Source organism: Streptomyces sp. NPDC002676 (genome assembly GCF_053592455.1).
Window position 1 is genome coordinate 304,497 of the sequence record NZ_JBSFVT010000007.1, and the last position, 24,443, is coordinate 328,939.

Below are 24,443 nucleotides of genomic sequence, written 5' to 3' on the forward strand. Positions count from 1 at the left end.
CCGGTATGGAGCGCCAGTCCCGGCGCGATAGGCTCGGAGCACTGCTTTTTTCATGGTTGCGATGTCAGAGCACGTTTCAGGGAGCGGGTGCGCACAGTGTCCGGTGGAGAGGTGGCCGGGATCCTGGTGGCCGTCTTCTGGGCGATCCTGGTCTCCTTCCTCGCCGTGGCACTGGCGAGGCTGGCCCAGACGCTCAAGGCGACCACCAAGCTCGTGGCGGACGTGACCGACCAGGCCGTTCCGCTGCTGGCCGACGCCTCCGCGGCCGTGCGGTCCGCGCAGACGCAGATCGACCGGGTCGACGCGATCGCCTCCGACGTCCAGGAGGTCACGTCGAACGCCTCCGCGCTGTCGACCACCGTCGCCTCCACCTTCGGCGGCCCGCTGGTCAAGGTCGCCGCCTTCGGCTACGGCGTGCGGCGGGCCCTCGGCGGTCGCAAGGAGGACGTGCCCGCGCGGGCAGCCAGGCGTACCGTGATCGTGGGCCGGACCGTCCCGGCCGCGCGGCGGAGCAAGCGAAACCTGCGCGGAGAGAAGGACTGAGACCGAGCGATGTTCCGCCGAACGTTCTGGTTCACCACAGGTGTCGCCGCGGGTGTGTGGGCCACCACCAAGGTCAACCGCAAGCTGAAGCAGCTGACCCCCGAGAGCCTCGCCGCGACCGCGGCGAACAAGGCGCTGGAGACCGGTCAGCGCCTGAAGGGCCGCGCGGTCGGCTTCGCGCTCGACGTGCGCGACAACATGGCCCAGCGGGAGGCCGAGCTGGAGGAGGTTCTCGGGATCCACGAGAACCCCGAACTCCCGGCGCCCCGGCGGCATGCCGTCATCGAGAACATCAACAACCCCAACACACCGAAGTACATCGAAACGTCGATCTCTTCGCCAACGAAGTACTCGTACAACCGGAATGAGGACCACTGATGGAGTCGGCCGAGATTCGCCGCCGCTGGCTGAGCTTCTTCGAGGAGCGCGGGCACACCGTCGTCCCTTCGGCGTCGCTCATCGCGGACGACCCGACTCTGCTCCTCGTCCCGGCCGGCATGGTGCCCTTCAAGCCCTACTTCCTGGGTGAGGTCAAGCCGCCGTTCCCGCGCGCCACCAGCGTGCAGAAGTGCGTGCGCACGCCCGACATCGAAGAGGTCGGCAAGACCACGCGTCACGGCACGTTCTTCCAGATGTGCGGCAACTTCTCCTTCGGCGACTACTTCAAGGAAGGCGCCATCAAGCTCGCCTGGGAGCTGCTCACCAGCCCCCAGGACAAGGGCGGTTACGGCCTGGAGCCGGAGAAGCTCTGGATCACCGTCTACAAGGACGACGACGAGGCCGAGCGCATCTGGCACGAGGTCGTCGGCGTACCCAAGGAGCGCATCCAGCGCCTGGGCATGAAGGACAACTACTGGTCCATGGGCGTCCCCGGCCCCTGCGGCCCCTGCTCCGAGATCAACTACGACCGCGGCCCCGAGTTCGGCGTCGAGGGCGGCCCCGCCGTCAACGACGAGCGGTACGTGGAGATCTGGAACCTCGTCTTCATGCAGTACGAGCGGGGCGAGGGCATCGGCAAGGACAACTTCGAGATCCTCGGGGACCTGCCGAGCAAGAACATCGACACGGGCCTCGGCATGGAGCGCCTCGCCATGATTCTGCAGGGCGTGCAGAACATGTACGAGATCGACACCTCCATGGCCGTCATCGACAAGGCCACCGAGCTGACCGGCGTCCGCTACGGCGACGCCCACGCCTCGGACGTCTCCCTGCGCGTGGTCACCGACCACATGCGCACCGCCACCATGCTCATCGGCGACGGCGTCACCCCCGGCAACGAGGGCCGCGGCTACGTCCTGCGCCGCATCATGCGCCGCGCCATCCGCAACATGCGCCTGCTGGGCGCCACCGGCCCGGTCGTCCTCGACCTGATCGACACCGTGATCCGGATGATGGGCCAGCAGTACCCCGAACTGGTCACCGATCGCGAGCGCATCGAGAAGGTCGCCCTCGCCGAGGAGAACGCCTTCCTGAAGACGCTGAAGGCCGGCACGAACATCCTCGACACCGCCGTCACCGAGACCAAGCAGTCCGGTTCCACGATCCTGCCCGGCGACAAGGCGTTCCTGCTCCACGACACCTGGGGCTTCCCGATCGACCTCACCCTGGAGATGGCCGCCGAGCAGGGGCTGTCCGTGGACGAGGACGGCTTCCGCCGCCTGATGAAGGAGCAGCGGGAGCGCGCCAAGGCCGACGCCCAGGCCAAGAAGACCGGCCACGCCGACATGGGCGCCTACCGCGAGATCGCGGACGCCGCCGGCGAGACCGACTTCATCGGCTACTCCGACACCGAGGGCGAGACCACGATCGTCGGCATCCTGGTGGACGGCGTCTCCTCCCCGGCCGCCACCGAGGGCGACGAGGTCGAGATCGTCCTGGACCGCACCCCGTTCTACGCCGAGGGCGGCGGCCAGATCGGCGACACCGGCCGGATCAAGGTCGACTCCGGTGCCGTCATCGAGGTCCGCGACTGCCAGAAGCCGGTTCCGGGGGTCTACGTCCACAAGGGCGTCGTCCAGGTCGGCGAGGTCACGGTCGGTGCCAAGGCCCAGGCCTCGATCGACGCCCGCCGCCGCAAGGCCATCGCCCGCGCCCACTCGGCCACCCACCTCACCCACCAGGCCTTGCGCGACGCCCTCGGCCCGACGGCCGCCCAGGCCGGTTCCGAGAACCAGCCCGGCCGCTTCCGCTTCGACTTCGGCTCCCCGTCGGCCGTTCCGACGGCCGTGATGACCGACGTCGAGCAGAAGATCAACGAGGTGCTCGCCCGCGACCTCGACGTGCACGCCGAGATCATGGGCATCGACGAGGCCAAGAAGCAGGGCGCCATCGCCGAGTTCGGCGAGAAGTACGGCGAGCGCGTGCGCGTCGTGACCATCGGCGACTTCTCCAAGGAGCTGTGCGGCGGAACGCACGTGCACAACACCGCCCAGCTGGGCCTGGTGAAGCTGCTCGGCGAGTCGTCCATCGGTTCGGGCGTGCGCCGTATCGAGGCCCTCGTCGGCGTCGACGCCTACAACTTCCTCGCCCGCGAGCACACGGTGGTCGCCCAGCTCCAGGAGCTGATCAAGGGCCGTCCGGAGGAGCTGCCGGAGAAGGTCTCCGCGATGCTCGGCAAGCTGAAGGACGCCGAGAAGGAGATCGAGAAGTTCCGCGCCGAGAAGGTGCTCCAGGCCGCCGCCGGTCTCGCCGCGTCCGCCAAGGACGTGCACGGTGTGGCCGTTGTCACGGGCCGGGTCCCGGACGGCACCACGCCGGACGACCTGCGCAAGCTGGTCCTCGACGTGCGCGGCCGGATCCAGGGCGGCCGGGCCGCGGTGGTCGCCCTGTTCACGGTGAACAACGGCAAGCCGCTGACGGTCATCGCCACCAACGAGGCCGCCCGCGAGCGTGGCCTCAAGGCCGGTGACCTGGTCCGTACGGCCGCCAAGACGCTCGGCGGCGGCGGTGGCGGCAAGCCCGACGTCGCCCAGGGCGGCGGTCAGAACCCTGCCGCCGTCGGTGAGGCCGTCGAGGCCGTCGAGCGCCTGGTCGCCGAGACCGCCAAGTAAGACGACACGTAAGAAACGGCCGAGAACATGCGCAGAGGACGTCGGCTCGCGATCGACGTCGGGGACGCCCGCATCGGGGTCGCCTCGTGCGACCCCGACGGGATCCTCGCCACCCCCGTGGAGACCGTCCCTGGCCGGGACATCCCGGCCGCCCACCGCCGCCTGCGGCAGCTGGTGGAGGAGTACGAACCGATCGAGGTCGTCGTCGGGCTCCCTCGCTCCCTCAAGGGGGGCGAGGGCCCGGCCGCCGTCAAGGTCCGGGCCTTTGCCCAGGAGTTGGCGAAGGGTATCAATCCGGTCCCGGTCCGCCTGGTGGACGAGCGGATGACGACCGTGACGGCCAGTCAGGGACTGCGCGCCTCGGGCGTGAAATCCAAGAAGGGCCGCTCCGTGATCGACCAGGCCGCGGCCGTCATCATCCTGCAACAGGCCCTCGAATCCGAACGGGTGTCAGGTAAACCACCCGGCGAGGGCGTCGAAGTGGTCATCTGATCGCGATACGGTAACGTTCCGCGCGATGCGCCGGTGTTCGAACAGCCGGGGCACAGCAAGAGGCGGAACGGAAGCGGGCCGACGGGCCGGTGACCGGTCGGCCTCGCGGCTCTAGGGGATCGATGACTGAGTATGGCCGGGGCCCAGGCTCCGAACCGTGGCATCCGGAGGACCCGTTGTACGGGGACGGCGGATGGGGAGGGCAGCAGACCCACGCGGGTCAGCAGCCCTACGGCGGCCAGCAGCAGCAGTACCCGCAGCAGCCGCAGCAGCCCCAGTACGGCGACTGGTCTCAGCAGCAGCAACCGGGGTACGGCGGGCAGCAGTACCCGTACCACGACGGACAGGGCCGGCAGCAGTACGACCCGCAGGTTCCGGGTCAGACCCAGCAGCAGCACCAGCAGCAGTACCAGCAGCAGTACCAGGGCGGCTGGGACGCGACCGGCACCCACGGCCATGTGCCGTACGCCGCAGACCCCGGTGACCCGTACGGCCAGAGTCCGACGGCCTATGGCGGGGAGCAGCCAGACTTCTACGGCACCGACGACGCCTACCCGCCGCCGGTGCCGCCCGGCCGCAGGCGCCCGGAGCCGGGCCCGGACCCCGACCCGGAGACCGGCTGGGACCCGGGGGAGGACCAGGGCGAGCACGCCTTCTTCGCGGGCGGCGAGGACGACGAGGACGAGGACGAGTCCGAGAGCCGCCGTGGCCGGGGGGACCGGCGCGGCAAGGGCCGGAAACCGGTCAAGAGCAAGAAGCGCCGTACCGGCTGCGCCTGCATGGTGGTCGTCCTGGTGTTCGGGGGCGGCCTGGGCGGAGTCGGGTATTTCGGCTACAAGTTCTACCAAAATCGTTTCGGCGCGGCTCCGGACTACGCGGGCGCCGGCAGCAGCGAGACGGTGACCGTCGAGATCCCCAAGGGCGCGGGCGGCTGGGAGATCGGCCGCCGGCTGAAGGAGGCCGGCGTCGTCAAGAGCGCCGAGGCCTTCGTGCACGCCCAGGGGCAGAACTCGAAGGGCGACACCATTCAGGCCGGCGCCTATCTCCTGAAAAAGGAGATGTCCGCCGCCAGCGCCGTGCAGATGATGCTCGACCCGAAGAGCCAGAACAACGTGATGGTCACCCCGGGCGAGCGGAACGCACGCGTCTACGCGGACATCGACAAGAAACTCCAGCTTTCATCCGGAACCACGCAGAAGGTAGCCCAGGCCCAGTACAAGAGCCTCGGCATGCCGAGCTGGGCACAGAACAACAGCGGCGTCAAGGACCCGCTGGAGGGCTTCTTCTTCCCGGGCACCTATCCGGCCGCCAAGGGCATGAAGCCGGACGCGGTCCTCAAGCAGATGGTCACCCAGGCCAAGGAGAAGTACGCGGCCTACGACCTGTCGGCGAAGGCCAAGGCCCTGGGGCTCGACAACGCCTTCCAGCTCGTCACGGTCGCGAGCCTGGTCCAGGCCGAGGGCAAGACGCACGACGACTTCCGCAAGATGGCGGAAGTGGTCTACAACCGCCTCAAGCCGACGAATACGGAGACCAACCAGCTCCTCCAGTTCGACTCGACCTACAACTACCTCAAGGGGACCAGCAACATCCATATCTCCGAGAAGGAGATCAACGGCAACCGGAACCCGTACAACACCTATACCCACAAGGGCCTTCCGCCCGGTCCGATCGGCAATCCCGGCGACGACGCGCTGAAGGCGGCACTGAATCCGACCCACGACGGCTGGATCTATTTCGTGGCGACCGACGGTACGACCAACACCGAATTCGCCAAGACGTACGCCGAATTCAAGCAGCTCAAGGACAAATTCAATGCCAGCTCGGGCAACTGACGCCCGCCGGGCCGCCGTGCTCGGATCGCCCATCGCCCACTCCCTCTCCCCGGTGCTGCACCGGGCCGCGTACGACGCCCTCGGGCTCACCGGCTGGTCGTACGACCGCTTCGAGGTCGACGAGGCCGCGCTGCCCGGCTTCGTCGAGAAGCTCGGGCCGGAGTGGGCGGGGCTGTCGCTGACCATGCCGCTCAAGCGGGCGGTCATCCCGCTGCTGGACGGGATCAGCGACACGGCCGCCTCCGTCGACGCGGTCAACACGGTCGTCTTCACCGAGGACGGCCGCCGCCTCGGAGACAACACCGACATCCCGGGCATGGTGGCCGCCCTGCGCGAACACGGCATCGAGCAGGTCGACTCCGCCGCGATCCTCGGTGCCGGTGCCACCGCCTCCTCCGCGCTCGCCGCGCTCGCCCGGATCTGCACCGGCGAGGTAGTCGCCTACGTCCGCAGCGAGGCCCGCGCCGCCGAGATGCGCCAGTGGGGCGAACGGCTCGACGTCGACGTCCGCACGGCCGACTGGTCCGACGCCACGCAGGCGCTGCGCGCCCCGCTGGTGATCGCCACCACGCCCGCCGGCACGACCGACGCCCTCGTCACCGCCGTCCCGGAGCGCCCGGCCACCCTCTTCGACGTGCTCTACGAGCCCTGGCCGACCGAGCTGGCGGCCCGCTGGTCCATGTTCGGCGGTGCCGTCGTCAGCGGCCTCGACCTGCTGGTCCACCAGGCCGTCCTGCAGGTCGAGCAGATGACCGGCTGCAGCCCGGCTCCCCTGGAGGCCATGCGGCACGCCGGTGAGGTGGCGCTCGCGGCGCGCTGAACTCGAGATTCCGCGTCCGTCTGCTGGACCGCCCGCCGGATCCTCTTCCCGGACGTGGGAGGATCGGGTATGGCGGGCCGGGGCCGCGCATCCGGTTGCGCCGTCGCCGTACGCGAAGGGACGCGTGCGCAGGGCAGTACCGGGCGCGAACACTGAGGAGCTTCGTTGAGCAGGCTGCGTTGGCTGACCGCGGGGGAGTCCCACGGTCCCGCACTTGTCGCGACGCTGGAGGGCCTTCCCGCCGGCGTGCCGATCACCACGGAGATGGTGGCCGACCACCTTGCTCGGCGGCGGCTCGGCTATGGCCGCGGCGCCCGGATGAAGTTCGAGCGCGACGAGGTCACCTTCCTGGGCGGCGTCCGGCACGGACTCACCCTCGGCTCCCCGGTCGCGATCATGGTGGGCAACACCGAGTGGCCCAAGTGGGACCAGGTCATGGCGGCCGACCCGGTCGACCCCGAGATCCTGGAGGGTCTGGCCCGCAACGCTCCGCTGACCCGCCCCCGGCCCGGCCACGCCGACCTCGCCGGCATGCAGAAGTACGGCTTCGACGAGGCCCGCCCGATCCTGGAGCGCGCCTCCGCCCGCGAGACCGCCGCCCGCGTGGCGCTCGGCGCGGTCGCCAGGTCGTACCTGAAGGAGACGACGGGCATCGAGATCGTCTCGCACGTCGTCGAGCTGTGCTCCGTGAAGGCTCCGCAGGGCGTGTACCCCACCCCGGCCGATGTCGAGAAGCTGGACGCCGACCCGCTGCGCGTCCTGGACGCGGACGCCTCCAAGGCGATGGTCGCGGAGGTCGACCAGGCCCACAAGGACGGCGACACGCTCGGCGGCGTGGTCGAGGTGCTGGCGTACGGCGTTCCGGTCGGCCTCGGCTCGCACGTGCACTGGGACCGCCGGCTGGACGCCCGGCTCGCCGGTGCCCTGATGGGCATCCAGGCGATCAAGGGCGTCGAGGTCGGCGACGGCTTCGAGCTGGCCCGGGTGCCCGGCTCCAAGGCGCACGACGAGATCGTCGGCACGCCCGAGGGCATCCGGCGCGTCTCCGGCCGTTCCGGCGGCACCGAGGGCGGCCTGAGCACCGGCGAACTGCTGCGGGTGCGGGCCGCGATGAAGCCGATCGCGACCGTGCCGCGCGCCCTGAAGACCGTGGACGTCGCCACGGGCGAGGTCGCCCAGGCCCACCACCAGCGTTCCGACGTCTCCGCCGTGCCGGCCGCGGGCATCGTCGCCGAGGCCATGGTCGCGCTCGTCCTCGCGGACGCGGTCGCCGAGAAGTTCGGCGGCGACTCCGTCCCCGAGACCCGCCGCAACGTGCAGTCGTACCTCGACAACCTCCACATCCGGTGAGCGCCGTGCCTGCGGTCGTACTCGTCGGACCGATGGGCGTCGGCAAGTCCACCGTCGGCCGGCTGCTGGCCGAGCGGCTGGGCGTCGGCTACCGCGACACAGACGACGACATCGTCGAGGCCGAGGGCCGCACCATCGCCGACATCTTCGTGGACGAGGGCGAGCCCGCCTTCCGCGCGATCGAGAAGCAGGCCGTGCGCACCGCGCTCGCCGAGTTCGAGGGTGTCCTCTCGCTCGGCGGCGGGGCGGTCCTCGACGCGGACACCCGCGCGCTGCTCGCCGGGCACCGCGTGGTCTACCTCTCGATGGACGTCGAGGAGGCCGTCAAGCGCACCGGCCTGAACGTGGCCCGGCCGCTGCTCGCCGTCAACCCGCGCAAGCAGTGGCGCGAGCTGATGGAGGCCCGGCGGCACCTGTACGAGGAGGTCGCCACCGTCGTCGTCGCGACGGACGGGCGCACTCCCGAAGAGGTCACCCAACACGCGCTGGACGCTTTGGAGTTGAAGGAAGCATGAGCGAGGCAGTCACCCGGATCCAGGTCGCCGGCACCGCGGGCACCGACCCGTACGAGGTGCTGGTCGGCCGCCAACTCCTGGGCGAGCTGGCCGCGCTGATCGGCCAGAAGGCCAAGCGCGTGGCCGTGATCCATCCGGAGGCGCTGGCCGAGACCGGCGACGCGCTCCGCGCCGACCTGGCCGAGCAGGGCTTCGAGGCCGTCGCCATCCAGGTGCCCAACGCCGAGGAGGCCAAGACCGCCGAGGTCGCCGCCTACTGCTGGAAGGCGCTCGGCCAGTCCGGCTTCACCCGCACCGACGTCATCGTCGGCGTCGGCGGCGGCGCGACCACGGACCTTGCCGGTTTCGTCGCCGCGACCTGGCTGCGCGGGGTGCGCTGGATCGCCGTCCCCACCACCGTGCTGGCCATGGTGGACGCGGCGGTCGGCGGCAAGACCGGCATCAACACCGCCGAGGGCAAGAACCTCGTCGGCGCCTTCCACCCGCCGGCCGGCGTCCTCGCCGACCTGGCCGCGCTGGACTCCCTCCCGGTCAACGACTACGTCTCCGGACTCGCCGAGATCATCAAGGCCGGCTTCATCGCCGACCCGGTGATCCTCGACCTCATCGAGGCAGACCCCGAGGCCGCCCGGACCCCGGCGGGCCCGCACACGGCCGAGCTCATCGAGCGCTCGATCCGCGTGAAGGCCGAGGTCGTCTCCTCGGACCTGAAGGAGTCCGGCCTGCGTGAGATCCTCAACTACGGCCACACGCTCGGCCACGCCATCGAGAAGAACGAGCGCTACAAGTGGCGGCACGGCGCCGCGGTCGCGGTCGGCATGCACTTCGCCGCCGAACTCGGCCGCCTGGCGGGCCGGTTGGACGACGCGACGGCGGACAGGCACCGGACGATCCTCGAATCGGTCGGCCTCCCGCTGAGCTACCGCTACGACCAGTGGCCCAAGCTGCTGGAGACGATGAAGGTCGACAAGAAGTCCCGCGGCAACCTGCTGCGCTTCATCGTCCTCGACGGCCTGGCCAAGCCGACCGTCCTGGAGGGCCCGGACCCGGCCGTCCTGCTCGCCGCGTACGGAGAAGTGGGCCAGTAGGCCCCTCACCGCTGTGTTCGCCCGACTTCCTTTGCGGAACGGGCACTTCGGACCGCCCCCGGTCGTTTCAGCAAACGACGACCGGGGACGGTACCGTTCGGTGCGGAGCGGGGCTCGCCCCCGCTTTGGCACGAACGCAATGCACGAGACGGAGTGGCAACGGATGCAGCACGCAGTGGGGTCTCCGCTGCCGCCGCCCCACCAGCCGGGGCGGGGGCCGCACGCCGGCTGGGCGTCGGCCGCACACCACCCGGGCCCGCCCGCGGGAGTCCCACAGGGCCAGGCCTCCGTGCCCCCGCCGCCCCAGGTACCGCCGGCTCCCGATACCACCGGCCATGTCCCGCTGCCGCCCGGCGGCCCGGTCGGCGTCCCCGCCGCGCCTCCCGCCGCAGTCACGGTCCCGGACCCGGCGGCCACCACCCTGGCCGTGCTGCTGATCGGCCCGGCCGGGGCCGGCAAGACCAGCGTGGCCAAGTACTGGGCGGACCACCGCCGGGTGCCCACCGCCCACATCAGCCTGGACGACGTCCGCGAATGGGTCCGCTCGGGCTTCGCCGACCCCCAGTCCGGCTGGAACGACAACTCCGAGGCCCAGTACCGCCTGGCCCGCCGCACCTGCGGCTTCGCCGCGCGGAACTTCCTCGCCAACGGCATCTCCTGCATCCTCGACGACGCGGTCTTCCCTGACCGCCCGGTCGTGGGCCTCGGCGGCTGGAAGCGCCACGTGGGCCCCGGACTGCTCCCGGTCGTCCTGCTCCCGGGCCTGGAGATCGTCCTGGAGCGCAACGCACAGCGCTCCGGCAACCGCCGCCTCACCGACGAGGAGGTGGCCCGCATCCACGGCCGCATGGCGGGCTGGTACGGCTCGGGCCTGCCGATCATCGACAACTCGCAACTGGACGTGCCGGGCACGGCGAGAGTCCTGGACGAGGTCCTGGCGAGGGCGATAGCGAGCCCCCCGAGCTGGTAGGCCGCACCCCACCCCACTCGGCCCGTAAAAATCGTCACAACCCGGGCAAAACTCCTACGCTCATCTCATGTCAGAGGTGTACGCGACTCGCCGATCCCGGCTGAGAGAGCGCTGCAACGCGTCCGGTTCCCCCGCTGCCCTGGTGTCCCGCCCTGCCAACGTGCGGTACCTGGCGGGCGCCGCCCCGCGGGGCTCCGTCCTGCTCCTCGGCAGACGCGAGGACCTGCTCGTCTGCGCCGGCCCGCCCGAGGACCGCCCCGCCGAGGGGCGGCCGGACGAGCGCCTGCGGCTGCACGTGCTGCCGAAACCCGGCGGCGACCCCGCCGTCGCGGCAGCCGGCCTCGCCGCGGCCCAGGACGCCGACGCCCTCGCCCTGGAGGAGCACCACCTCACGGTCACCCGCTACCGGGCCATGGCCTCCGTCGCCCCCCGCCTACGCCTCGCCGACCTCGGCGCGGCCGTGGAGCAGCTGAGGGTGGTCAAGGACGAGGAGGAGATCTCCTGTCTGCGCATCGGCGCCGAGATCGCCGACCAGGCCCTCGGCGAGCTGCTGGAGTCCATCCTGGTCGGCCGCACCGAACGGCACCTCGCGCTGGAGCTGGAGCGGCGCCTGGTCGACCACGGCGCCGACGGGCCCGCGTTCCCCACCTCCGTGGCCACCGGGCCGAACTCCGGCCGCCGCGGCCACCGTCCCACCGACCGGCGCGTGGAGGAGGGCGACTTCCTCTCCGTCTGTCTCGGCGCCACCTACCGCGGCTACCGCTGCGAGATCGGCCGTACCTTCGTCATCGGCACCTCGCCCGCCGACTGGCAGATCGAGCTGTACGACCTGGTCTTCGCCGCCCAGCGCGCCGGACGCGAGTCCCTGGCGCCCGGTACGGCCTGCCGGGACGTGGACCGGGCGGCACGCCAGGTGCTGGACTCCGCGGGCTATGCGGAGGGCCTGCCACCGCTCACCGGACACGGTGTCGGACTCGAAATCGACGAGGACCCGCAGCTGGCGCCCGCAGCCATGGGTAAACTGGACGCTTGCGTGCCGGTCACCGTCGAACCGGGGGTCCACCTCCCGGGCCGGGGCGGCGTCCGGATCGATGACACGCTCGTCGTACGCCCCGAGGCGGACGGCGGACCCGAGCTACTCACCATCACGACCAAGGAGCTGCTCGCCCTCTAGGAAGGTGCGTGCCCCGGGGTCGTACGTCAGTCCAGGAGATTCCGCAACCGTGGCTTCCACGAACGACCTCAAGAACGGCATGGTGCTCAAGCTCGAAGGCGGCCAGCTCTGGTCCGTCGTCGAGTTCCAGCACGTCAAGCCCGGCAAGGGCCCCGCTTTCGTGCGCACCAAGCTCAAGAACGTGCTGTCCGGCAAGGTGGTCGACAAGACCTTCAACGCCGGCGTCAAGGTCGAGACGGCCACTGTCGACAAGCGCGACATGCAGTTCTCGTACATGGACGGCGAGTACTTCGTGTTCATGGACATGGACACGTACGACCAGCTGCACATCGACCGGAAGACCGTCGGCGACGCCGCGAACTTCCTGATCGAGGGCTTCACGGCCGTCGTCGCCCAGCACGAGGGCGAGGTGCTCTTCGTCGAGCTCCCCGCCGCCGTCGAGCTGACCATCCAGGAGACCGAGCCCGGCGTCCAGGGCGACCGCTCCACCGGTGGCACCAAGCCCGCCATCCTGGAGACCGGCCACCAGATCCAGGTCCCGCTCTTCATCACGACCGGCGAGAAGATCAAGGTCGACACGCGCACGAGCGACTACCTCGGCCGGGTGAGCAGCTAACCGTGGCTGCCCGTAACACGGCTCGCAAGCGCGCCTTCCAGATCCTCTTCGAGGGCGATCAGCGCGGCGCCGACGTCCTGACGGTCCTCGCGGACTGGATCCGGCTGTCCCGGTCCGACACCCGGCAGCCTCCGGTCAGCGAGTACACGATGCAGCTGGTCGAGGGCTACGCGGTGCGCGCGAAGCGCATCGACGAGCTGATCGCCCAGTACGCGGTCGGCTGGACGCTCGACCGGATGCCGGTCGTCGACCGCAACATCCTGCGCCTGGGCGCCTACGAGCTGATCTGGGTGGACGAGACCCCGGACGCCGTCGTCCTGGACGAGATGGTGCAGCTGGCGAAGGAGTTCTCGACCGACGAGTCGCCCTCGTTCGTCAACGGCCTGCTGGGCCGGCTCAAGGAGCTGAAGCCGCAGCTGCGCCGGGACCAGGCGTAAGCGGTACGAGCGCGGTACGAGAAAACGCCGGAGGGCCCGCAGTGCGACTGCTGCGGGCCCTCCGGCGTATCCGTACCTCCGCGCCCCACGAGGCGCGCAGAAAGCCGCCGGGGTGGCCGGAACCGCAAAGTTCCGGCCACCCCGGCGGCACGTTTCTGCTCAGCTGATGCAGGCGGTCAGGCCTCTTCGTGCGTGGCCACCGCGCGGCGCGCATCCGCGTCCAGGACACCCCAGCTGATCAGCTGCTCGGTGAGGACCGAGGGGGACTGGTCGTAGATGACGGCGAGTGTGCGCAGGTCGTCCTGGCGGATCGACAGCACCTTGCCGTTGTAGTCGCCGCGCTGGGACTGGATGGTCGCCGCGTAGCGCTGAAGGGGGCCTGCCTTCTCGGCCGGCACGGTGGCCAGGCGCTCCAGGTCGAGCACCAGCTTCGGCGGCGGCTCGGCGGCCCCGCCCGGCGTGGTGCCCGGCAGCAGCTCCTGCACAGGAACGCCATAGAAATCGGCCAGCTCGGCAAGGCGCTGCACGGTGACGGCGCGGTCGCCGCGCTCGTACGAACCGACCACGACGGCCTTCCAGCGACCCTGGGACTTCTCCTCGACACCGTGGAGGGAAAGGCCCTGCTGGGTGCGGATGGCCCGGAGCTTGGCCCCGAGCTGTTTGGCGTATTCGCTGGACATATAGCTCCCCGGACACTGTGTCAACGCGGCCGGCTGTTGTCCCGCCGCGCGGCTGGTAACTCACTGTGAGGTTACGCAGCGTGACTCTTCTGCGTCAAGCCGAATGGTCCACACCGACTCTTCCGTGGTGGCGCCGCCCGCTTGGGCCAAGGGGGTGATCAGGGGCCTCTCCATGACCTGCTACCGTTGATGGCGCAATTCCGACGTCCTTTAAGGTCCGTCCCGTGAGGCGGAGAAGGAGGTCCGTTTCGTATGGACAAGCAGGACACGCACGCGAATCAGCAGGCGTCCGATGCGAGGCCCGTTCTCGAAGGCCCCGACATCGCGCGGGTACTGACCCGCATCGCCCACGAGATCGTCGAGCGCGCCAAGGGCGCCGACGACGTGGTGCTTCTCGGCATTCCGACCCGGGGCGTCTTCCTCGCCCAGCGGCTCGCCGTCAAGCTGGAGCAGATCACCGACCGCAAGGTCCCGGTCGGCTCGCTCGACATCACCATGTACCGCGACGACCTGCGCATGCACCCGCCGCGTGCGCTGGCCCGCACCGAGATCCCCGGTGACGGCATCGACGGCCGCCTGGTCGTCCTGGTCGACGACGTGCTCTTCTCCGGCCGCACCATCCGCGCCGCCCTCGACGCCCTGAACGACATCGGGCGCCCGCGCGCGGTCCAGCTCGCGGTCCTGGTCGACCGAGGCCACCGCGAACTGCCCATCCGCGCCGACTATGTCGGCAAGAACCTCCCCACGTCGTTGCGGGAGACGGTCAAGGTCCAGCTCGCCGAGGAGGACGGTCGCGACACCGTGCTGCTCGGTGTGAAGCCGGCCGGCCAGTAGCAAGCCGGGCGCACGGTACAGCCGCTCCAACGCGCCCACTCACGCGCCGGTTTGCCCAGAATCTCCCGAACCTGAACTGCCTTACGGAGCCTGACAGATGCAGCGTCATCTCATCTCGGCCGCCGACCTCACCCGCGACGACGCCGTCCTGATCCTCGACACCGCCGAGGAGATGGCCCGGGTCGCCGACCGGCCGATCAAGAAGCTGCCGACCCTGCGCGGCCGCACCGTCGTCAACCTCTTCTTCGAGGACTCCACCCGCACCCGGATCTCCTTCGAAGCCGCCGAGAAGCGACTGTCCGCGGACGTCATCAACTTCACCGCCAAGGGGTCCAGCGTGTCCAAGGGCGAGTCCCTGAAGGACACCGCCCAGACCCTGGAGGCGATGGGCGTCGACGCCGTCGTCATCCGGCACGGCGCCTCCGGCGCCCCCTACCGCCTGGCCAACTCCGGCTGGATCGACGCCGCCGTCATCAACGCCGGCGACGGCACCCACCAGCACCCCACCCAGGCCCTGCTGGACGCCTTCACCATGCGCCGCCGCCTGGTCGGCCGGGACGCCGGGATAGGGCAGGACCTGGCCGGAAAGCGCATCACGATCGTCGGCGACGTCCTGCACAGCCGGGTCGCCCGCTCCAACGTCGACCTGCTGCACACCCTCGGCGCCGAGGTCACCCTGGTCGCCCCGCCCACGCTGGTGCCGGTCGGCGTCGAGAACTGGCCCTGCGCGGTCTCGTACGACCTGGACAGCACGCTGCCCAAGAGCGACGCGGTGATGATGCTGCGCGTCCAGCGCGAGCGGATGAACGCCGCCTTCTTCCCGACCGAGCGCGAGTACTCGCGGCGCTACGGCCTCGACGGCGACCGCATGGCCCGGCTGCCCGAGCACGCCATCGTGATGCACCCCGGCCCGATGGTCCGAGGCATGGAGATCACCGCCGAGGTCGCCGACTCCGACCGCTGCACCGCCATCGAGCAGGTCGCCAACGGAGTCTCCATCCGGATGGCCGTGCTCTACCTGCTGCTGGGCGGCAACGAACCCGCCGTCACCCACACCCGCCCCACCGGTTCCGAGGAGAAGTAACCCCCATGAGCAAGATCCTGATCCGTGGTGCGAAGGTGCTCGGCGGCGAGCCGCAGGACGTCCTGATCGACGGCGAGACGATCGCCGAGGTGGGCACCGGACTCGGCGCCGAGGGCGCCGAGGTCGTCGAGGCGGCGGGCAAGGTCCTCCTGCCGGGCCTGGTCGACCTGCACACCCACCTGCGCGAGCCCGGCCGCGAGGACTCCGAGACCGTCCTCACCGGCACCCGCGCCGCCGCGTCCGGCGGCTACACGGCCGTCTTCGCCATGGCCAACACCTTCCCGGTCGCCGACACCGCCGGCGTGGTCGAGCAGGTCTGGCGGCTCGGCCGCGAGCACGGCTACTGCGACGTGCAGCCCATCGGCGCCGTCACCGTCGGCCTGGAAGGCCGCAAGCTCGCCGAGCTGGGCGCCATGCACGAGTCCGCCGCCGGCGTCACCGTCTTCTCCGACGACGGCAAGTGCGTCGACGACGCCGTGATCATGCGCCGCGCCCTGGAGTACGTGAAGGCCTTCGGCGGCGTCGTCGCCCAGCACGCGCAGGAGCCGCGGCTGACCGAGGGCGCCCAGATGAACGAGGGCGTCGTCTCCGCCGAGCTGGGCCTGGGCGGCTGGCCGGCCGTCGCCGAGGAGTCGGTCATCGCGCGGGACGTGCTGCTCGCCGACCACGTCGGCTCGCGCGTCCACATCTGCCATCTGTCGACCGCCGGCTCCGTGGAGATCGTCCGCTGGGCCAAGTCCCGCGGCATCCAGGTCACCGCCGAGGTCACCCCTCACCACCTGCTGCTCACCGACGAACTGGTGCGCACCTACAACCCCGTCTACAAGGTCAACCCGCCGCTGCGCACCGAGCGCGACGTGATGGCCCTGCGCGAGGCGCTCGCCGACGGCACGATCGACATCGTCGCCACCGACCACGCCCCGCACCCGCACGAGGACAAGGACTGCGAGTGGGCCGCCGCAGCCATGGGCATGGTCGGCCTGGAGACCGCGCTGTCGGTGGTCCAGGAGACCATGGTCGACACGGGCCTGCTGGACTGGGCCGGCGTCGCCGACCGCATGTCCTTCAAGCCCGCGCGGATCGGACAGGCCACCGGGCACGGCCGCCCCGTCGCCGTGGGCGAGCCCGCCAACCTCACGCTCGTCGACACGGCATACCGTGGCTCAGTGGACCCCGCGGGCTTCGCCTCGCGCAGCCGAAACACCCCCTACGAGGGACGCGAGCTGCCGGGCCGTGTGACCCACACTTGGCTGCGGGGGAAGGCCACCCTCGTCGACGGGAAGCTCACGTGACATCTGCAACTGTGCTGGCAGCCGGAATCGCCACGGAACTGGCGGAGGCCGAGAAGAAGTCGGCCGCGGTGACCCACTGGGGCGCCCGCATCGGCTGGCTGGTCGGACTCGCCCTGTTCGTCGCGCTCGTCTACTGGCTGATGCGCGAGGGCTGGAAGTGGCGCGGCACGCTCCAGGGCGACCTGCCCCAGCTGCCCGACGCGCCGGACGAGCCGGGCGAGGCGAAACTGACCATGAGTGGCCGCTACCACGGCTCCACCACCGCCGGTCAGTGGCTGGACCGCATCGTGGCCCACGGCCTCGGCACCCGCAGCCGTGCCGAGCTGACCCTCACGGAGGCCGGTCTGAACGTCGAACGCCCCGGGGCGACCGACTTCTTCGTCCCGGCCGCACAGCTGCGCGAGGCCCGGCTGGACAAGGGCATCGCCGGCAAGGTGCTGACCGAGGGCGGCCTGCTGGTGGTCACCTGGGCACACGGCGACAAGCTGATCGACTCCGGTTTCCGCTCCGACCGCGCGGCGGAGCACACCGCCTGGGTCGACACCCTGAACGACATGATCAACGACACGGAAGGCGCACGATGACGACCTCCACCAGGGGAAGCTCCTCTCAGAGGAACAAGGCGCTTCCCGCCGTACTCGTCCTGGAGGACGGCCGCAGCTTCCGCGGCCGTGCCTACGGGGCCGTGGGGGAGACCTTCGGCGAGGCCGTGTTCTCCACCGGCATGACCGGCTACCAGGAGACCCTGACCGACCCGTCGTACGACCGTCAGATCGTCGTCGCGACCGCGCCGCAGATCGGCAACACCGGCTGGAACGACGAGGACGACGAGTCGAGCCGCATCTGGGTCTCCGGCTACGTCGTGCGCGACCCCGCGCGCGTGCCGTCCAACTGGCGCGCCAAGCGCTCCCTGGACGACGAGCTGGAGCGGCAGGGCGTCGTCGGCATCTCCGGCATCGACACCCGCGCCCTCACCCGCCATCTGCGCGAGCGCGGCTCCATGCGCGCCGGCATCTTCTCCGGCGAGGCGATCGCCCCCGAGGCCGAGCTGCTGGAGCGCGTGCAGGCCCAGCCCCGCATGAAGGGCCTGAGCCTGTACGAGGAGGTCGCGACCAAGGAGGCGTACGTCGTCCCCGCGATCGGCGAGAAGCGCTTCACCGTCGCCGCCGTCGACCTCGGCATCAAGGGCATGACCCCGCACCGCATGGCCGAGCGCGGCATAGAGGTGCACGTCCTGCCCGCGACGGCGACCGCGCAGGACATCTATGCCGTCAACCCGGACGGCGTGTTCTTCTCCAACGGCCCCGGCGACCCCGCCACGGCCGACGGCCCGGTCGCACTCATGACCGCCGTCCTGGAGCGCAGGACGCCGCTCTTCGGCATCTGCTTCGGCAACCAGATCCTCGGCCGCGCCCTCGGCTTCGGCACCTACAAGCTGAAGTACGGCCACCGCGGCATCAACCAGCCGGTCCAGGACCGTACGACCGGCAAGGTCGAGGTCACCGCGCACAACCACGGCTTCGCCGTGGACGCGCCGCTCGACAAGGTCAGCGAGACGAAGTTCGGCCGCGCCGAGGTCTCGCACGTCTGTCTGAACGACGACGTCGTGGAGGGGCTGCAGCTGCTCGACCAGCCGGCCTTCTCCGTCCAGTACCACCCCGAAGCGGCAGCGGGCCCCCACGACGCCGCCTACCTGTTCGACCGCTTCGTTTCCCTGATGGAGGGCCAGCGTGCCTAAGCGCACCGATATCCAGTCCGTCCTGGTCATCGGCTCCGGCCCGATCGTCATCGGCCAGGCCGCCGAGTTCGACTACTCCGGCACCCAGGCGTGCCGCGTGCTCAAGGCCGAGGGCCTGCGCGTCGTCCTCGTCAACTCCAACCCGGCGACGATCATGACGGACCCGGAGATCGCCGACGCCACCTACGTCGAGCCGATCACCCCCGAGTTCGTCGAGAAGATCATCGCCAAGGAGCGCCCCGACGCCCTGCTGCCCACCCTGGGCGGCCAGACGGCGCTCAACACCGCCATCTCGCTGCACGACAACGGCACGCTGGAGAAGTACGGCGTCGAGCTGATCGGCGCCAAGCCCGAGGCGATCCACAAGGGCGAGGACCGGGAACTGTTCAAGGCCGTGGTCGAGGCCGTCAACGCCAAGATCGGCCACGGCGAGTCCGCCCGCTCGGTGATCTGCCACTCCATGGACGACGTCCTCAAGGGCGTCGAGACCCTCGGCGGCTACCCCGTCGTCGTCCGCCCCTCCTTCACCATGGGCGGCGCCGGCTCCGGCTTCGCCCACGACGAGGACGAGCTGCGCCGTATCGCCGGGCAGGGCCTCACGCTCTCCCCGACCACCGAGGTGCTCCTGGAGGAGTCCATCCTCGGCTGGAAGGAGTACGAGCTGGAGCTGATGCGCGACAAGCACGACAACGTCGTGGTCGTCTGCTCCATCGAGAACTTCGACCCCATGGGCGTGCACACGGGCGACTCGATCACCGTCGCGCCCTCGATGACGCTGACCGACCGCGAGTACCAGATCCTGCGCGACATCGGCATCGCCGTCATCCGCGAGGTCGGCGTCGACACCGGCGGCTGCAACATCCAGTTCGCGGTGAACCCGGTCGACGGCCGCGTCATCGTCATCGAGATGAACCCGCGCGTGTCGCGGTCCTCGGCGCTCGCCTCCAAGGCGACCGGCTTCCCGATCGCCAAGATCGCCGCCAAGCTCGCCGTCGGCTACACGCTGGACGAGATCCCGAACGACATCACCCAGGAGACCCCGGCCTCCTTCGAGCCCACGCTCGACTACGTGGTCGTCAAGGCCCCGCGCTTCGCCTTCGAGAAGTTCCCGCAGGCCGACTCCACGCTGACCACCACCATGAAGTCGGTCGGCGAGGCCATGGCCATCGGCCGGAACTTCACCGAGGCCTTCCAGAAGGCGCTGCGCTCGCTGGAGAAGAAGGGCAGCCAGTTCACCTTCGTCGGCGACCCCGGCGACAAGGACACGCTGCTGGGCGAGGCCGTACGGCCCACCGACGGCCGCATCAACACGGTCATGCAGGCCATCCGCGCGGGCGCCACGCCCGAGGAGGTCTTCGAGGCCACCAAGATCGACCCGTGGTTCGTCGACCAGCTCTTCCTGATCAAGGAGGTCGCGGACGAGCTGGCCGAGGCGCCCGAGCTGACCGCGGAGCTGCTCGCCGAGGCCAAGCGGCACGGCTTCTCCGACCACCAGCTCGCCGAGATCCGCGGCCTGCGCGAGGACGTCGTCCGCGAGGTCCGGCACGCCCTCGGCATCCGCCCGGTCTACAAGACGGTCGACACCTGCGCCGCCGAGTTCGCCGCGAAGACGCCGTACTTCTACTCCTCCTACGACGAGGAGACCGAGGTCGCGCCCCGCGAGAAGCCCGCGGTGATCATCCTGGGCTCCGGCCCGAACCGCATCGGCCAGGGCATCGAGTTCGACTACTCCTGTGTCCACGCCTCCTTCGCGCTGTCCGACGCCGGGTACGAGACCGTGATGGTCAACTGCAACCCGGAGACCGTCTCCACGGACTACGACACCTCCGACCGCCTGTACTTCGAGCCGCTGACGCTGGAAGACGTGCTGGAGATCGTCCACGCGGAGTCCCTCGCCGGCCCGATCGCGGGCGTCATCGTCCAGCTGGGCGGCCAGACCCCGCTGGGCCTCGCGCAGGCCCTGAAGGACAACGGCGTGCCGGTCGTCGGCACCTCGCCGGAGGCGATCCACGCCGCCGAGGACCGCGGCGCCTTCGGCCGCGTGCTCGCGGAGGCCGGTCTGCCCGCGCCCAAGCACGGCACCGCCACCACCTTCGAGGGCGCCAAGGCCATCGCCGACGAGATCGGCTACCCGGTCCTCGTCCGGCCGTCCTACGTCCTCGGCGGACGCGGCATGGAGATCGTCTACGACGAGACCCGCCTCGCCTCCTACATCGCCGAGTCGACCGAGATCAGCCCCTCCCGGCCGGTCCTCGTCGACCGCTTCCTGGACGACGCCATCGAGATCGACGTCGACGCGCTCTACGACGGCGAGGAGCTGTACCTCGGCGGCGTCATGGAGCACATCGAGGAGGCCGGCATCCACTCCGGCGACTCGGCGTGCGCCCTGCCCCCGATCACCCTCGGCGGCTTCGACATCAAGCGCCTGCGTGCCTCCACCGAGGCCATCGCGCGCGGTGTCGGGGTGCGCGGCCTGATCAACATCCAGTTCGCGATGGCGGGCGACATCCTCTACGTCCTGGAGGCCAACCCGCGCGCCTCCCGTACGGTCCCCTTCACCTCCAAGGCGACCGCGGTGCCGCTGGCCAAGGCCGCCGCCCGCATCTCCCTGGGCGCCACCATCGCCCAGTTGCGCGCGGAGGGCCTGCTCCCGGCGAACGGCGACGGCGGCGAACTGCCGCTGGACGCGCCGATCTCCGTCAAGGAGGCCGTCATGCCGTGGACCCGCTTCCGCGACATCCACGGCCGCGGCGTCGACACCGTCCTCGGCCCGGAGATGCGCTCCACCGGCGAGGTCATGGGCATCGACTCCGTCTTCGGCACGGCGTACGCCAAGTCGCAGGCGGGCGCCTACGGCCCGCTGCCGACGAAGGGCCGCGCGTTCATCTCGGTCGCCAACCGGGACAAGCGCTCGATGATCTTCCCGGCGCGCGAGCTGGTCGCCCACGGTTTCGAGCTGCTCGCCACCTCCGGCACGGCCGAGGTCCTCAAGCGGAACGGCATCAACGCCGCCGTCGTGCGCAAGCAGTCCGAGGGCCCCGGCCCGAACGGCGAGCGGACCATCGTCCAGCTCATCCACGACGGCGAGGTCGACCTCATCGTCAACACCCCGTACGGCACCGGTGGCCGCCTCGACGGCTACGACATCCGTACGGCGGCCGTGGCGCGCTCGGTGCCGTGCCTGACGACCGTCCAGGCGCTCGCCGCGGCGGTCCAGGGCATCGACGCCCTCAACCACGGTGACGTGGGCGTCCGTTCGCTCCAGGAACACGCGGAACACCTGACATCGGCCCGCGACTAGCAGCCCTGAGGGGGACACCGGAAACGGTGTCCCCCTCGTCATGAGGACCCCTGAGGACTTTCGAGATGTACAAGCTGTTCTTCCGCCTGGTTTTCAAACGGATGGACCCTGAGCAGGCCCACTACCTGGCCTTCCGCTGGATCCGCCTGGCCGTCCGCATCCCCGTGCTGCGCACGTTCGTCGCCGCCGTGCTCGCGCCCCGCTACAAGGAGCTGCGTACGGAGGCCTTCGGGCTGCGCATGCACGGTCCCTTCGGGCTCGCCGCAGGCTTCGACAAGAACGCCGTCGCGATCGACGGGATGTCGATGCTGGGCTTCGACCACGTCGAGATCGGCACGGTCACCGGTGAGGCACAGCCCGGCAACCCCAAGAAGCGGCTGTTCCGGCTGGTCGCGGACCGGGCCCTGATCAACCGCATGGGCTTCAACAACGAGGGCTCGCTCGCGGTCGCCGCGCGTCTGGCCACCCGCGAGCCCGTCTTCAAGACGGTCGTCGGCGTCAACATCGGCAAGACCAAGGTCGTTCCGGAGGCCGAGGCCGTCCTCGACTACGTGAAGTCCGCCGAGCGGCTCGCGCCGTACGCCGACTACATGGTCGTCAACGTCTCCTCGCCGAACACGCCCGGCCTGCGCAACCTCCAGGCCACCGAGGCCCTGCGCCCGCTGCTGAGCGGCGTCCGCGACGCCGCCGACCGTACGGTCCTGAACCGCCGCGTCCCGCTCCTGGTGAAGATCGCCCCGGACCTCGCCGACGAGGACATCGACGCCGTCGCCGACCTGGCGGTGGAGCTGGGCCTGGACGGCATCATCGCCACCAACACCACCATCGCGCGCGAGGGCCTCGGTTTGAAATCCGGACCTTCGCTGGTGCAGGAGACCGGCGGTCTCTCCGGCGCCCCGCTCAAGGAGCGCTCCCTGGAGGTGTTGCGCCGCCTGTACGCGCGCGTGGGCGACCGGATCACCCTGGTGGGCGTCGGCGGCATCGAGACCGCCGAGGACGCCTGGCAGCGCATCCTGGCCGGTGCCACGCTGGTGCAGGGCTACAGCGCCTTCATCTACGAGGGCCCCTTCTGGTCCCGCGCGATCCACAAGGGCCTCGCCGCGCGTCTGCGCACCAGCCCGTACGCCACCCTCGCCGACGCGGTCGGCGCCGACGTGAGGAAGACCGCATGAGCGCCCTGGAGCCTTTCGGCGCCCGGCTGCGCCGCGCCATGGACGAGCGCGGCCCGCTGTGCGTCGGCATCGACCCGCACGCCTCCCTGCTCGCCGAGTGGGGCCTGAACGACGACGTGGCCGGTCTGGAGCGGTTCAGCCGCACGGTCGTCGAGGCGGTGGCCGACCGGGTCGCCGTCATGAAGCCGCAGATGGCCTTCTTCGAGCGGTTCGGCTCGCGCGGCGTCGCCGTCCTGGAGAAGGCGGTCCAGGAGGCGCGCGAGGCCGGCACGCTGGTCGTGATGGACGCCAAGCGCGGCGACATCGGCTCGACCATGGCCGGCTACGCCGAGGCCTTCCTGCGCCCGGGCGCCCCGCTCTTCTCCGACGCCCTCACCGTCTCGCCCTACCTCGGCTACGGCTCGCTCAGCCCGGCCGTCGCGCTGGCCCGGGAGAGCGGTGCGGGGCTGTTCGTGCTGGCCCTGACCTCGAACCCGGAGGGTCCCGAGGTCCAGCACGCCGTCCGCGCGGACGGCCGGAACGTGGGCGCGACCATGCTGGCCCACCTGGCCGTCGAGAACGCGGGGGAGGAGCCGCTGGGCTCCTTCGGGGCGGTCGTGGGCGCCACGGTCGGCGACCTGTCGTCGTACGACCTCGGCATCAACGGTCCGCTCCTCGCTCCCGGCGTCGGGGCGCAGGGGGCGACGGCGGCCGATCTGCCCAAGGTCTTCGGGTCGGCGGTGCGCAACGTCGTTCCGAACGTCAGCCGGGGTGTGCTGCGTCACGGTCCCGAGGTCGGGGCGCTGCGCGCGGCCACCGAGCGCTTCGCCGAGGAGATCCGGACCGCCGTCGGCGCGGCCTGAGTCCGCGCGGGGCGACCTGCGGGAGTGACTTGAGGGTGAATACATTCTCAAATCGAGGGCAGTATGTCTGAAATGTCCGGCCTGACGGAGGCTGACCAGGACTTTTCCGCTGTTCTCGCTGACTCTGGCGCACTTGCCCGCTAGTCTCCGAGCAGAGAACGGGCGAAGCGTGTTGCTCGTGGCTCACCAGGTGTGGGGCGACTAGGTTCCTCACCGGTCCGTATCCGACAGTTCGACATCCGAGGTGACGTAGGCGTGGCTCTTCCGCCCCTTACCCCTGAACAGCGCGCAGCCGCGCTCGAAAAGGCCGCCGCGGCTCGCCGGGAGCGGGCCGAGGTCAAGAATCGACTCAAGCACTCCGGCGCCTCCCTGCACGAGGTCATCAAGCAGGGCCAGGAGAACGACGTCATCGGCAAGATGAAGGTCTCCGCCCTGCTGGAGTCCCTGCCGGGCGTGGGCAAGGTCCGCGCCAAGCAGATCATGGAGCGTCTGGGCATCTCCGAGAGCCGCCGTGTGCGCGGTCTCGGTTCCAACCAGATCGCTTCCCTGGAGCGTGAGTTCGGCGGCGCCAGCTCCTGAGTCCGGGTCCCGCCGGACCTGGAGTCCCGGG

At 70.4% G+C, this 24,443-nt stretch carries 23 protein-coding genes; 22 read left to right on the forward strand and 1 reads right to left on the reverse strand.

From position 1 onward, the window contains the following. Nucleotides 1-87 precede the first annotated feature (87 nt). The 13 genes from ACWD3E_RS22150 (at nucleotide 88) to nusB (ending at nucleotide 12,890) form a co-directional block, all read left to right on the forward strand. Nucleotides 88-543, forward strand: a complete 456-nt coding sequence (locus tag ACWD3E_RS22150; protein ID WP_451389249.1) for a DUF948 domain-containing protein — start codon at nucleotides 88-90, stop codon at nucleotides 541-543. Between the two features lie 9 nt (nucleotides 544-552). Beyond that, complete coding sequence (locus ACWD3E_RS22155) at nucleotides 553-921, forward strand: hypothetical protein (protein ID WP_451389250.1); 369 nt, start codon at nucleotides 553-555, stop codon at nucleotides 919-921. Further along, nucleotides 921-3,593, forward strand: a complete 2,673-nt coding sequence (gene alaS, locus ACWD3E_RS22160) for an alanine--tRNA ligase (RefSeq protein ID WP_451389251.1) — start codon at nucleotides 921-923, stop codon at nucleotides 3,591-3,593. Before ACWD3E_RS22155 ends, alaS begins: the two co-directional genes overlap by 1 nt. A 27-nt stretch (nucleotides 3,594-3,620) precedes the next feature. Further along, on the forward strand, nucleotides 3,621-4,085 hold the full coding sequence (ruvX, locus tag ACWD3E_RS22165; RefSeq protein ID WP_451349431.1) for a Holliday junction resolvase RuvX: 465 nt from the start codon (nucleotides 3,621-3,623) through the stop codon (nucleotides 4,083-4,085). A 122-nt stretch (nucleotides 4,086-4,207) separates the two neighbouring features. Further along, on the forward strand, nucleotides 4,208-5,920 hold the full coding sequence (gene mltG / locus ACWD3E_RS22170; protein WP_451389252.1) for an endolytic transglycosylase MltG: 1,713 nt from the start codon (nucleotides 4,208-4,210) through the stop codon (nucleotides 5,918-5,920). Further along, nucleotides 5,901-6,740, forward strand: a complete 840-nt coding sequence (locus ACWD3E_RS22175) for a shikimate dehydrogenase (protein WP_451389253.1) — start codon at nucleotides 5,901-5,903, stop codon at nucleotides 6,738-6,740. The genes mltG and ACWD3E_RS22175 overlap by 20 nt, the downstream gene beginning before the upstream one ends. A 165-nt stretch (nucleotides 6,741-6,905) precedes the next feature. Then, a complete protein-coding gene (gene aroC / locus ACWD3E_RS22180; RefSeq protein ID WP_451389254.1) occupies nucleotides 6,906-8,090 on the forward strand; it encodes a chorismate synthase in 1,185 nt (394 codons plus the stop codon). Between the two features lie 32 nt (nucleotides 8,091-8,122). Further along, entirely contained in the window at nucleotides 8,123-8,605 is a 483-nt protein-coding gene (locus tag ACWD3E_RS22185) for a shikimate kinase (RefSeq protein WP_451349702.1), read from the forward strand. Beyond that, nucleotides 8,602-9,693 (forward strand): 3-dehydroquinate synthase, encoded by a 1,092-nt coding sequence (aroB, locus tag ACWD3E_RS22190; protein WP_451389255.1) that lies wholly within the window; start codon nucleotides 8,602-8,604, stop codon nucleotides 9,691-9,693. Before ACWD3E_RS22185 ends, aroB begins: the two co-directional genes overlap by 4 nt. Before the next feature lie 163 nt (nucleotides 9,694-9,856). Beyond that, nucleotides 9,857-10,663: a Pro-rich N-terminal domain-containing protein gene (locus tag ACWD3E_RS22195; protein WP_451389256.1), complete on the forward strand. Its 807-nt coding sequence runs from the start codon at nucleotides 9,857-9,859 to the stop codon at nucleotides 10,661-10,663. Between the two features lie 67 nt (nucleotides 10,664-10,730). Further along, nucleotides 10,731-11,837, forward strand: coding sequence for an aminopeptidase P family protein (locus tag ACWD3E_RS22200; protein ID WP_451389257.1), 1,107 nt, complete (start codon nucleotides 10,731-10,733; stop codon nucleotides 11,835-11,837). 49 nt (nucleotides 11,838-11,886) lie between these two features. Beyond that, complete coding sequence (gene efp, locus ACWD3E_RS22205; protein WP_451389258.1) at nucleotides 11,887-12,453, forward strand: elongation factor P; 567 nt, start codon at nucleotides 11,887-11,889, stop codon at nucleotides 12,451-12,453. A gap of 2 nt (nucleotides 12,454-12,455) precedes the next feature. After that, nucleotides 12,456-12,890 (forward strand): transcription antitermination factor NusB, encoded by a 435-nt coding sequence (gene nusB, locus ACWD3E_RS22210; protein WP_451389259.1) that lies wholly within the window; start codon nucleotides 12,456-12,458, stop codon nucleotides 12,888-12,890. A gap of 176 nt (nucleotides 12,891-13,066) precedes the next feature. Here nusB and bldD read toward each other — a convergent pair whose 3' ends face one another. Next, nucleotides 13,067-13,570 (reverse strand): transcriptional regulator BldD, encoded by a 504-nt coding sequence (gene bldD, locus ACWD3E_RS22215; RefSeq protein WP_014671524.1) that lies wholly within the window; start codon nucleotides 13,568-13,570, stop codon nucleotides 13,067-13,069. A 252-nt stretch (nucleotides 13,571-13,822) separates the two neighbouring features. Here bldD and pyrR point away from each other — a divergent pair, with 252 nt between their 5' ends. From pyrR to ACWD3E_RS22260, 9 genes are all read left to right on the forward strand, one after another. Continuing rightward, the gene (pyrR, locus tag ACWD3E_RS22220) at nucleotides 13,823-14,404 is read left to right on the forward strand and encodes a bifunctional pyr operon transcriptional regulator/uracil phosphoribosyltransferase PyrR (protein ID WP_451389260.1); all 582 of its coding nucleotides are present in this window, start codon (nucleotides 13,823-13,825) and stop codon (nucleotides 14,402-14,404) included. A gap of 97 nt (nucleotides 14,405-14,501) precedes the next feature. Further along, nucleotides 14,502-15,488 (forward strand): aspartate carbamoyltransferase catalytic subunit, encoded by a 987-nt coding sequence (locus tag ACWD3E_RS22225; RefSeq protein WP_451349421.1) that lies wholly within the window; start codon nucleotides 14,502-14,504, stop codon nucleotides 15,486-15,488. A gap of 5 nt (nucleotides 15,489-15,493) precedes the next feature. Then, nucleotides 15,494-16,780, forward strand: coding sequence for a dihydroorotase (locus tag ACWD3E_RS22230; RefSeq protein WP_451389261.1), 1,287 nt, complete (start codon nucleotides 15,494-15,496; stop codon nucleotides 16,778-16,780). Further along, nucleotides 16,777-17,364 (forward strand): PH-like domain-containing protein, encoded by a 588-nt coding sequence (locus tag ACWD3E_RS22235; protein ID WP_451389262.1) that lies wholly within the window; start codon nucleotides 16,777-16,779, stop codon nucleotides 17,362-17,364. Before ACWD3E_RS22230 ends, ACWD3E_RS22235 begins: the two co-directional genes overlap by 4 nt. Next, on the forward strand, nucleotides 17,361-18,518 hold the full coding sequence (carA, locus tag ACWD3E_RS22240) for a glutamine-hydrolyzing carbamoyl-phosphate synthase small subunit (RefSeq protein WP_451389263.1): 1,158 nt from the start codon (nucleotides 17,361-17,363) through the stop codon (nucleotides 18,516-18,518). The genes ACWD3E_RS22235 and carA overlap by 4 nt, the downstream gene beginning before the upstream one ends. Next, nucleotides 18,511-21,819, forward strand: coding sequence for a carbamoyl-phosphate synthase large subunit (carB, locus tag ACWD3E_RS22245; protein WP_451389264.1), 3,309 nt, complete (start codon nucleotides 18,511-18,513; stop codon nucleotides 21,817-21,819). Before carA ends, carB begins: the two co-directional genes overlap by 8 nt. 65 nt (nucleotides 21,820-21,884) lie before the next feature. Then, entirely contained in the window at nucleotides 21,885-22,991 is a 1,107-nt protein-coding gene (locus ACWD3E_RS22250) for a quinone-dependent dihydroorotate dehydrogenase (RefSeq protein WP_451389265.1), read from the forward strand. Beyond that, nucleotides 22,988-23,833 (forward strand): orotidine-5'-phosphate decarboxylase, encoded by an 846-nt coding sequence (gene pyrF, locus ACWD3E_RS22255; RefSeq protein ID WP_451389266.1) that lies wholly within the window; start codon nucleotides 22,988-22,990, stop codon nucleotides 23,831-23,833. Before ACWD3E_RS22250 ends, pyrF begins: the two co-directional genes overlap by 4 nt. Nucleotides 23,834-24,088: 255 nt before the next feature. Next, nucleotides 24,089-24,412: an integration host factor gene (locus ACWD3E_RS22260; RefSeq protein WP_451349414.1), complete on the forward strand. Its 324-nt coding sequence runs from the start codon at nucleotides 24,089-24,091 to the stop codon at nucleotides 24,410-24,412. The last annotated feature ends 31 nt before the right edge of the window (nucleotides 24,413-24,443 follow it).

Bases quoted from the DNA above. Each gene is read 5' to 3' on its own strand.
- aroB (WP_451389255.1), top strand. From the start codon at position 8,602: ATGAGCGAGGCAGTCACCCGGATCCAGGTCGCCGGCACCGCGGGCACC.
- ACWD3E_RS22250 (WP_451389265.1), top strand. From the start codon at position 21,885: ATGTACAAGCTGTTCTTCCGCCTGGTTTTCAAACGGATGGACCCTGAG.
- carA (WP_451389263.1), top strand. From the start codon at position 17,361: ATGACGACCTCCACCAGGGGAAGCTCCTCTCAGAGGAACAAGGCGCTT.
- ACWD3E_RS22185 (WP_451349702.1), top strand. From the start codon at position 8,123: ATGGGCGTCGGCAAGTCCACCGTCGGCCGGCTGCTGGCCGAGCGGCTG.
- ACWD3E_RS22195 (WP_451389256.1), top strand. From the start codon at position 9,857: ATGCAGCACGCAGTGGGGTCTCCGCTGCCGCCGCCCCACCAGCCGGGG.
- bldD (WP_014671524.1), bottom strand. From the start codon at position 13,570: ATGTCCAGCGAATACGCCAAACAGCTCGGGGCCAAGCTCCGGGCCATC.
- ACWD3E_RS22200 (WP_451389257.1), top strand. From the start codon at position 10,731: ATGTCAGAGGTGTACGCGACTCGCCGATCCCGGCTGAGAGAGCGCTGC.
- alaS (WP_451389251.1), top strand. From the start codon at position 921: ATGGAGTCGGCCGAGATTCGCCGCCGCTGGCTGAGCTTCTTCGAGGAG.
- ACWD3E_RS22155 (WP_451389250.1), top strand. From the start codon at position 553: ATGTTCCGCCGAACGTTCTGGTTCACCACAGGTGTCGCCGCGGGTGTG.
- mltG (WP_451389252.1), top strand. From the start codon at position 4,208: ATGACTGAGTATGGCCGGGGCCCAGGCTCCGAACCGTGGCATCCGGAG.
- ACWD3E_RS22175 (WP_451389253.1), top strand. From the start codon at position 5,901: ATGCCAGCTCGGGCAACTGACGCCCGCCGGGCCGCCGTGCTCGGATCG.
- pyrF (WP_451389266.1), top strand. From the start codon at position 22,988: ATGAGCGCCCTGGAGCCTTTCGGCGCCCGGCTGCGCCGCGCCATGGAC.
- ACWD3E_RS22230 (WP_451389261.1), top strand. From the start codon at position 15,494: ATGAGCAAGATCCTGATCCGTGGTGCGAAGGTGCTCGGCGGCGAGCCG.
- ruvX (WP_451349431.1), top strand. From the start codon at position 3,621: ATGCGCAGAGGACGTCGGCTCGCGATCGACGTCGGGGACGCCCGCATC.
- pyrR (WP_451389260.1), top strand. From the start codon at position 13,823: ATGGACAAGCAGGACACGCACGCGAATCAGCAGGCGTCCGATGCGAGG.
- ACWD3E_RS22225 (WP_451349421.1), top strand. From the start codon at position 14,502: ATGCAGCGTCATCTCATCTCGGCCGCCGACCTCACCCGCGACGACGCC.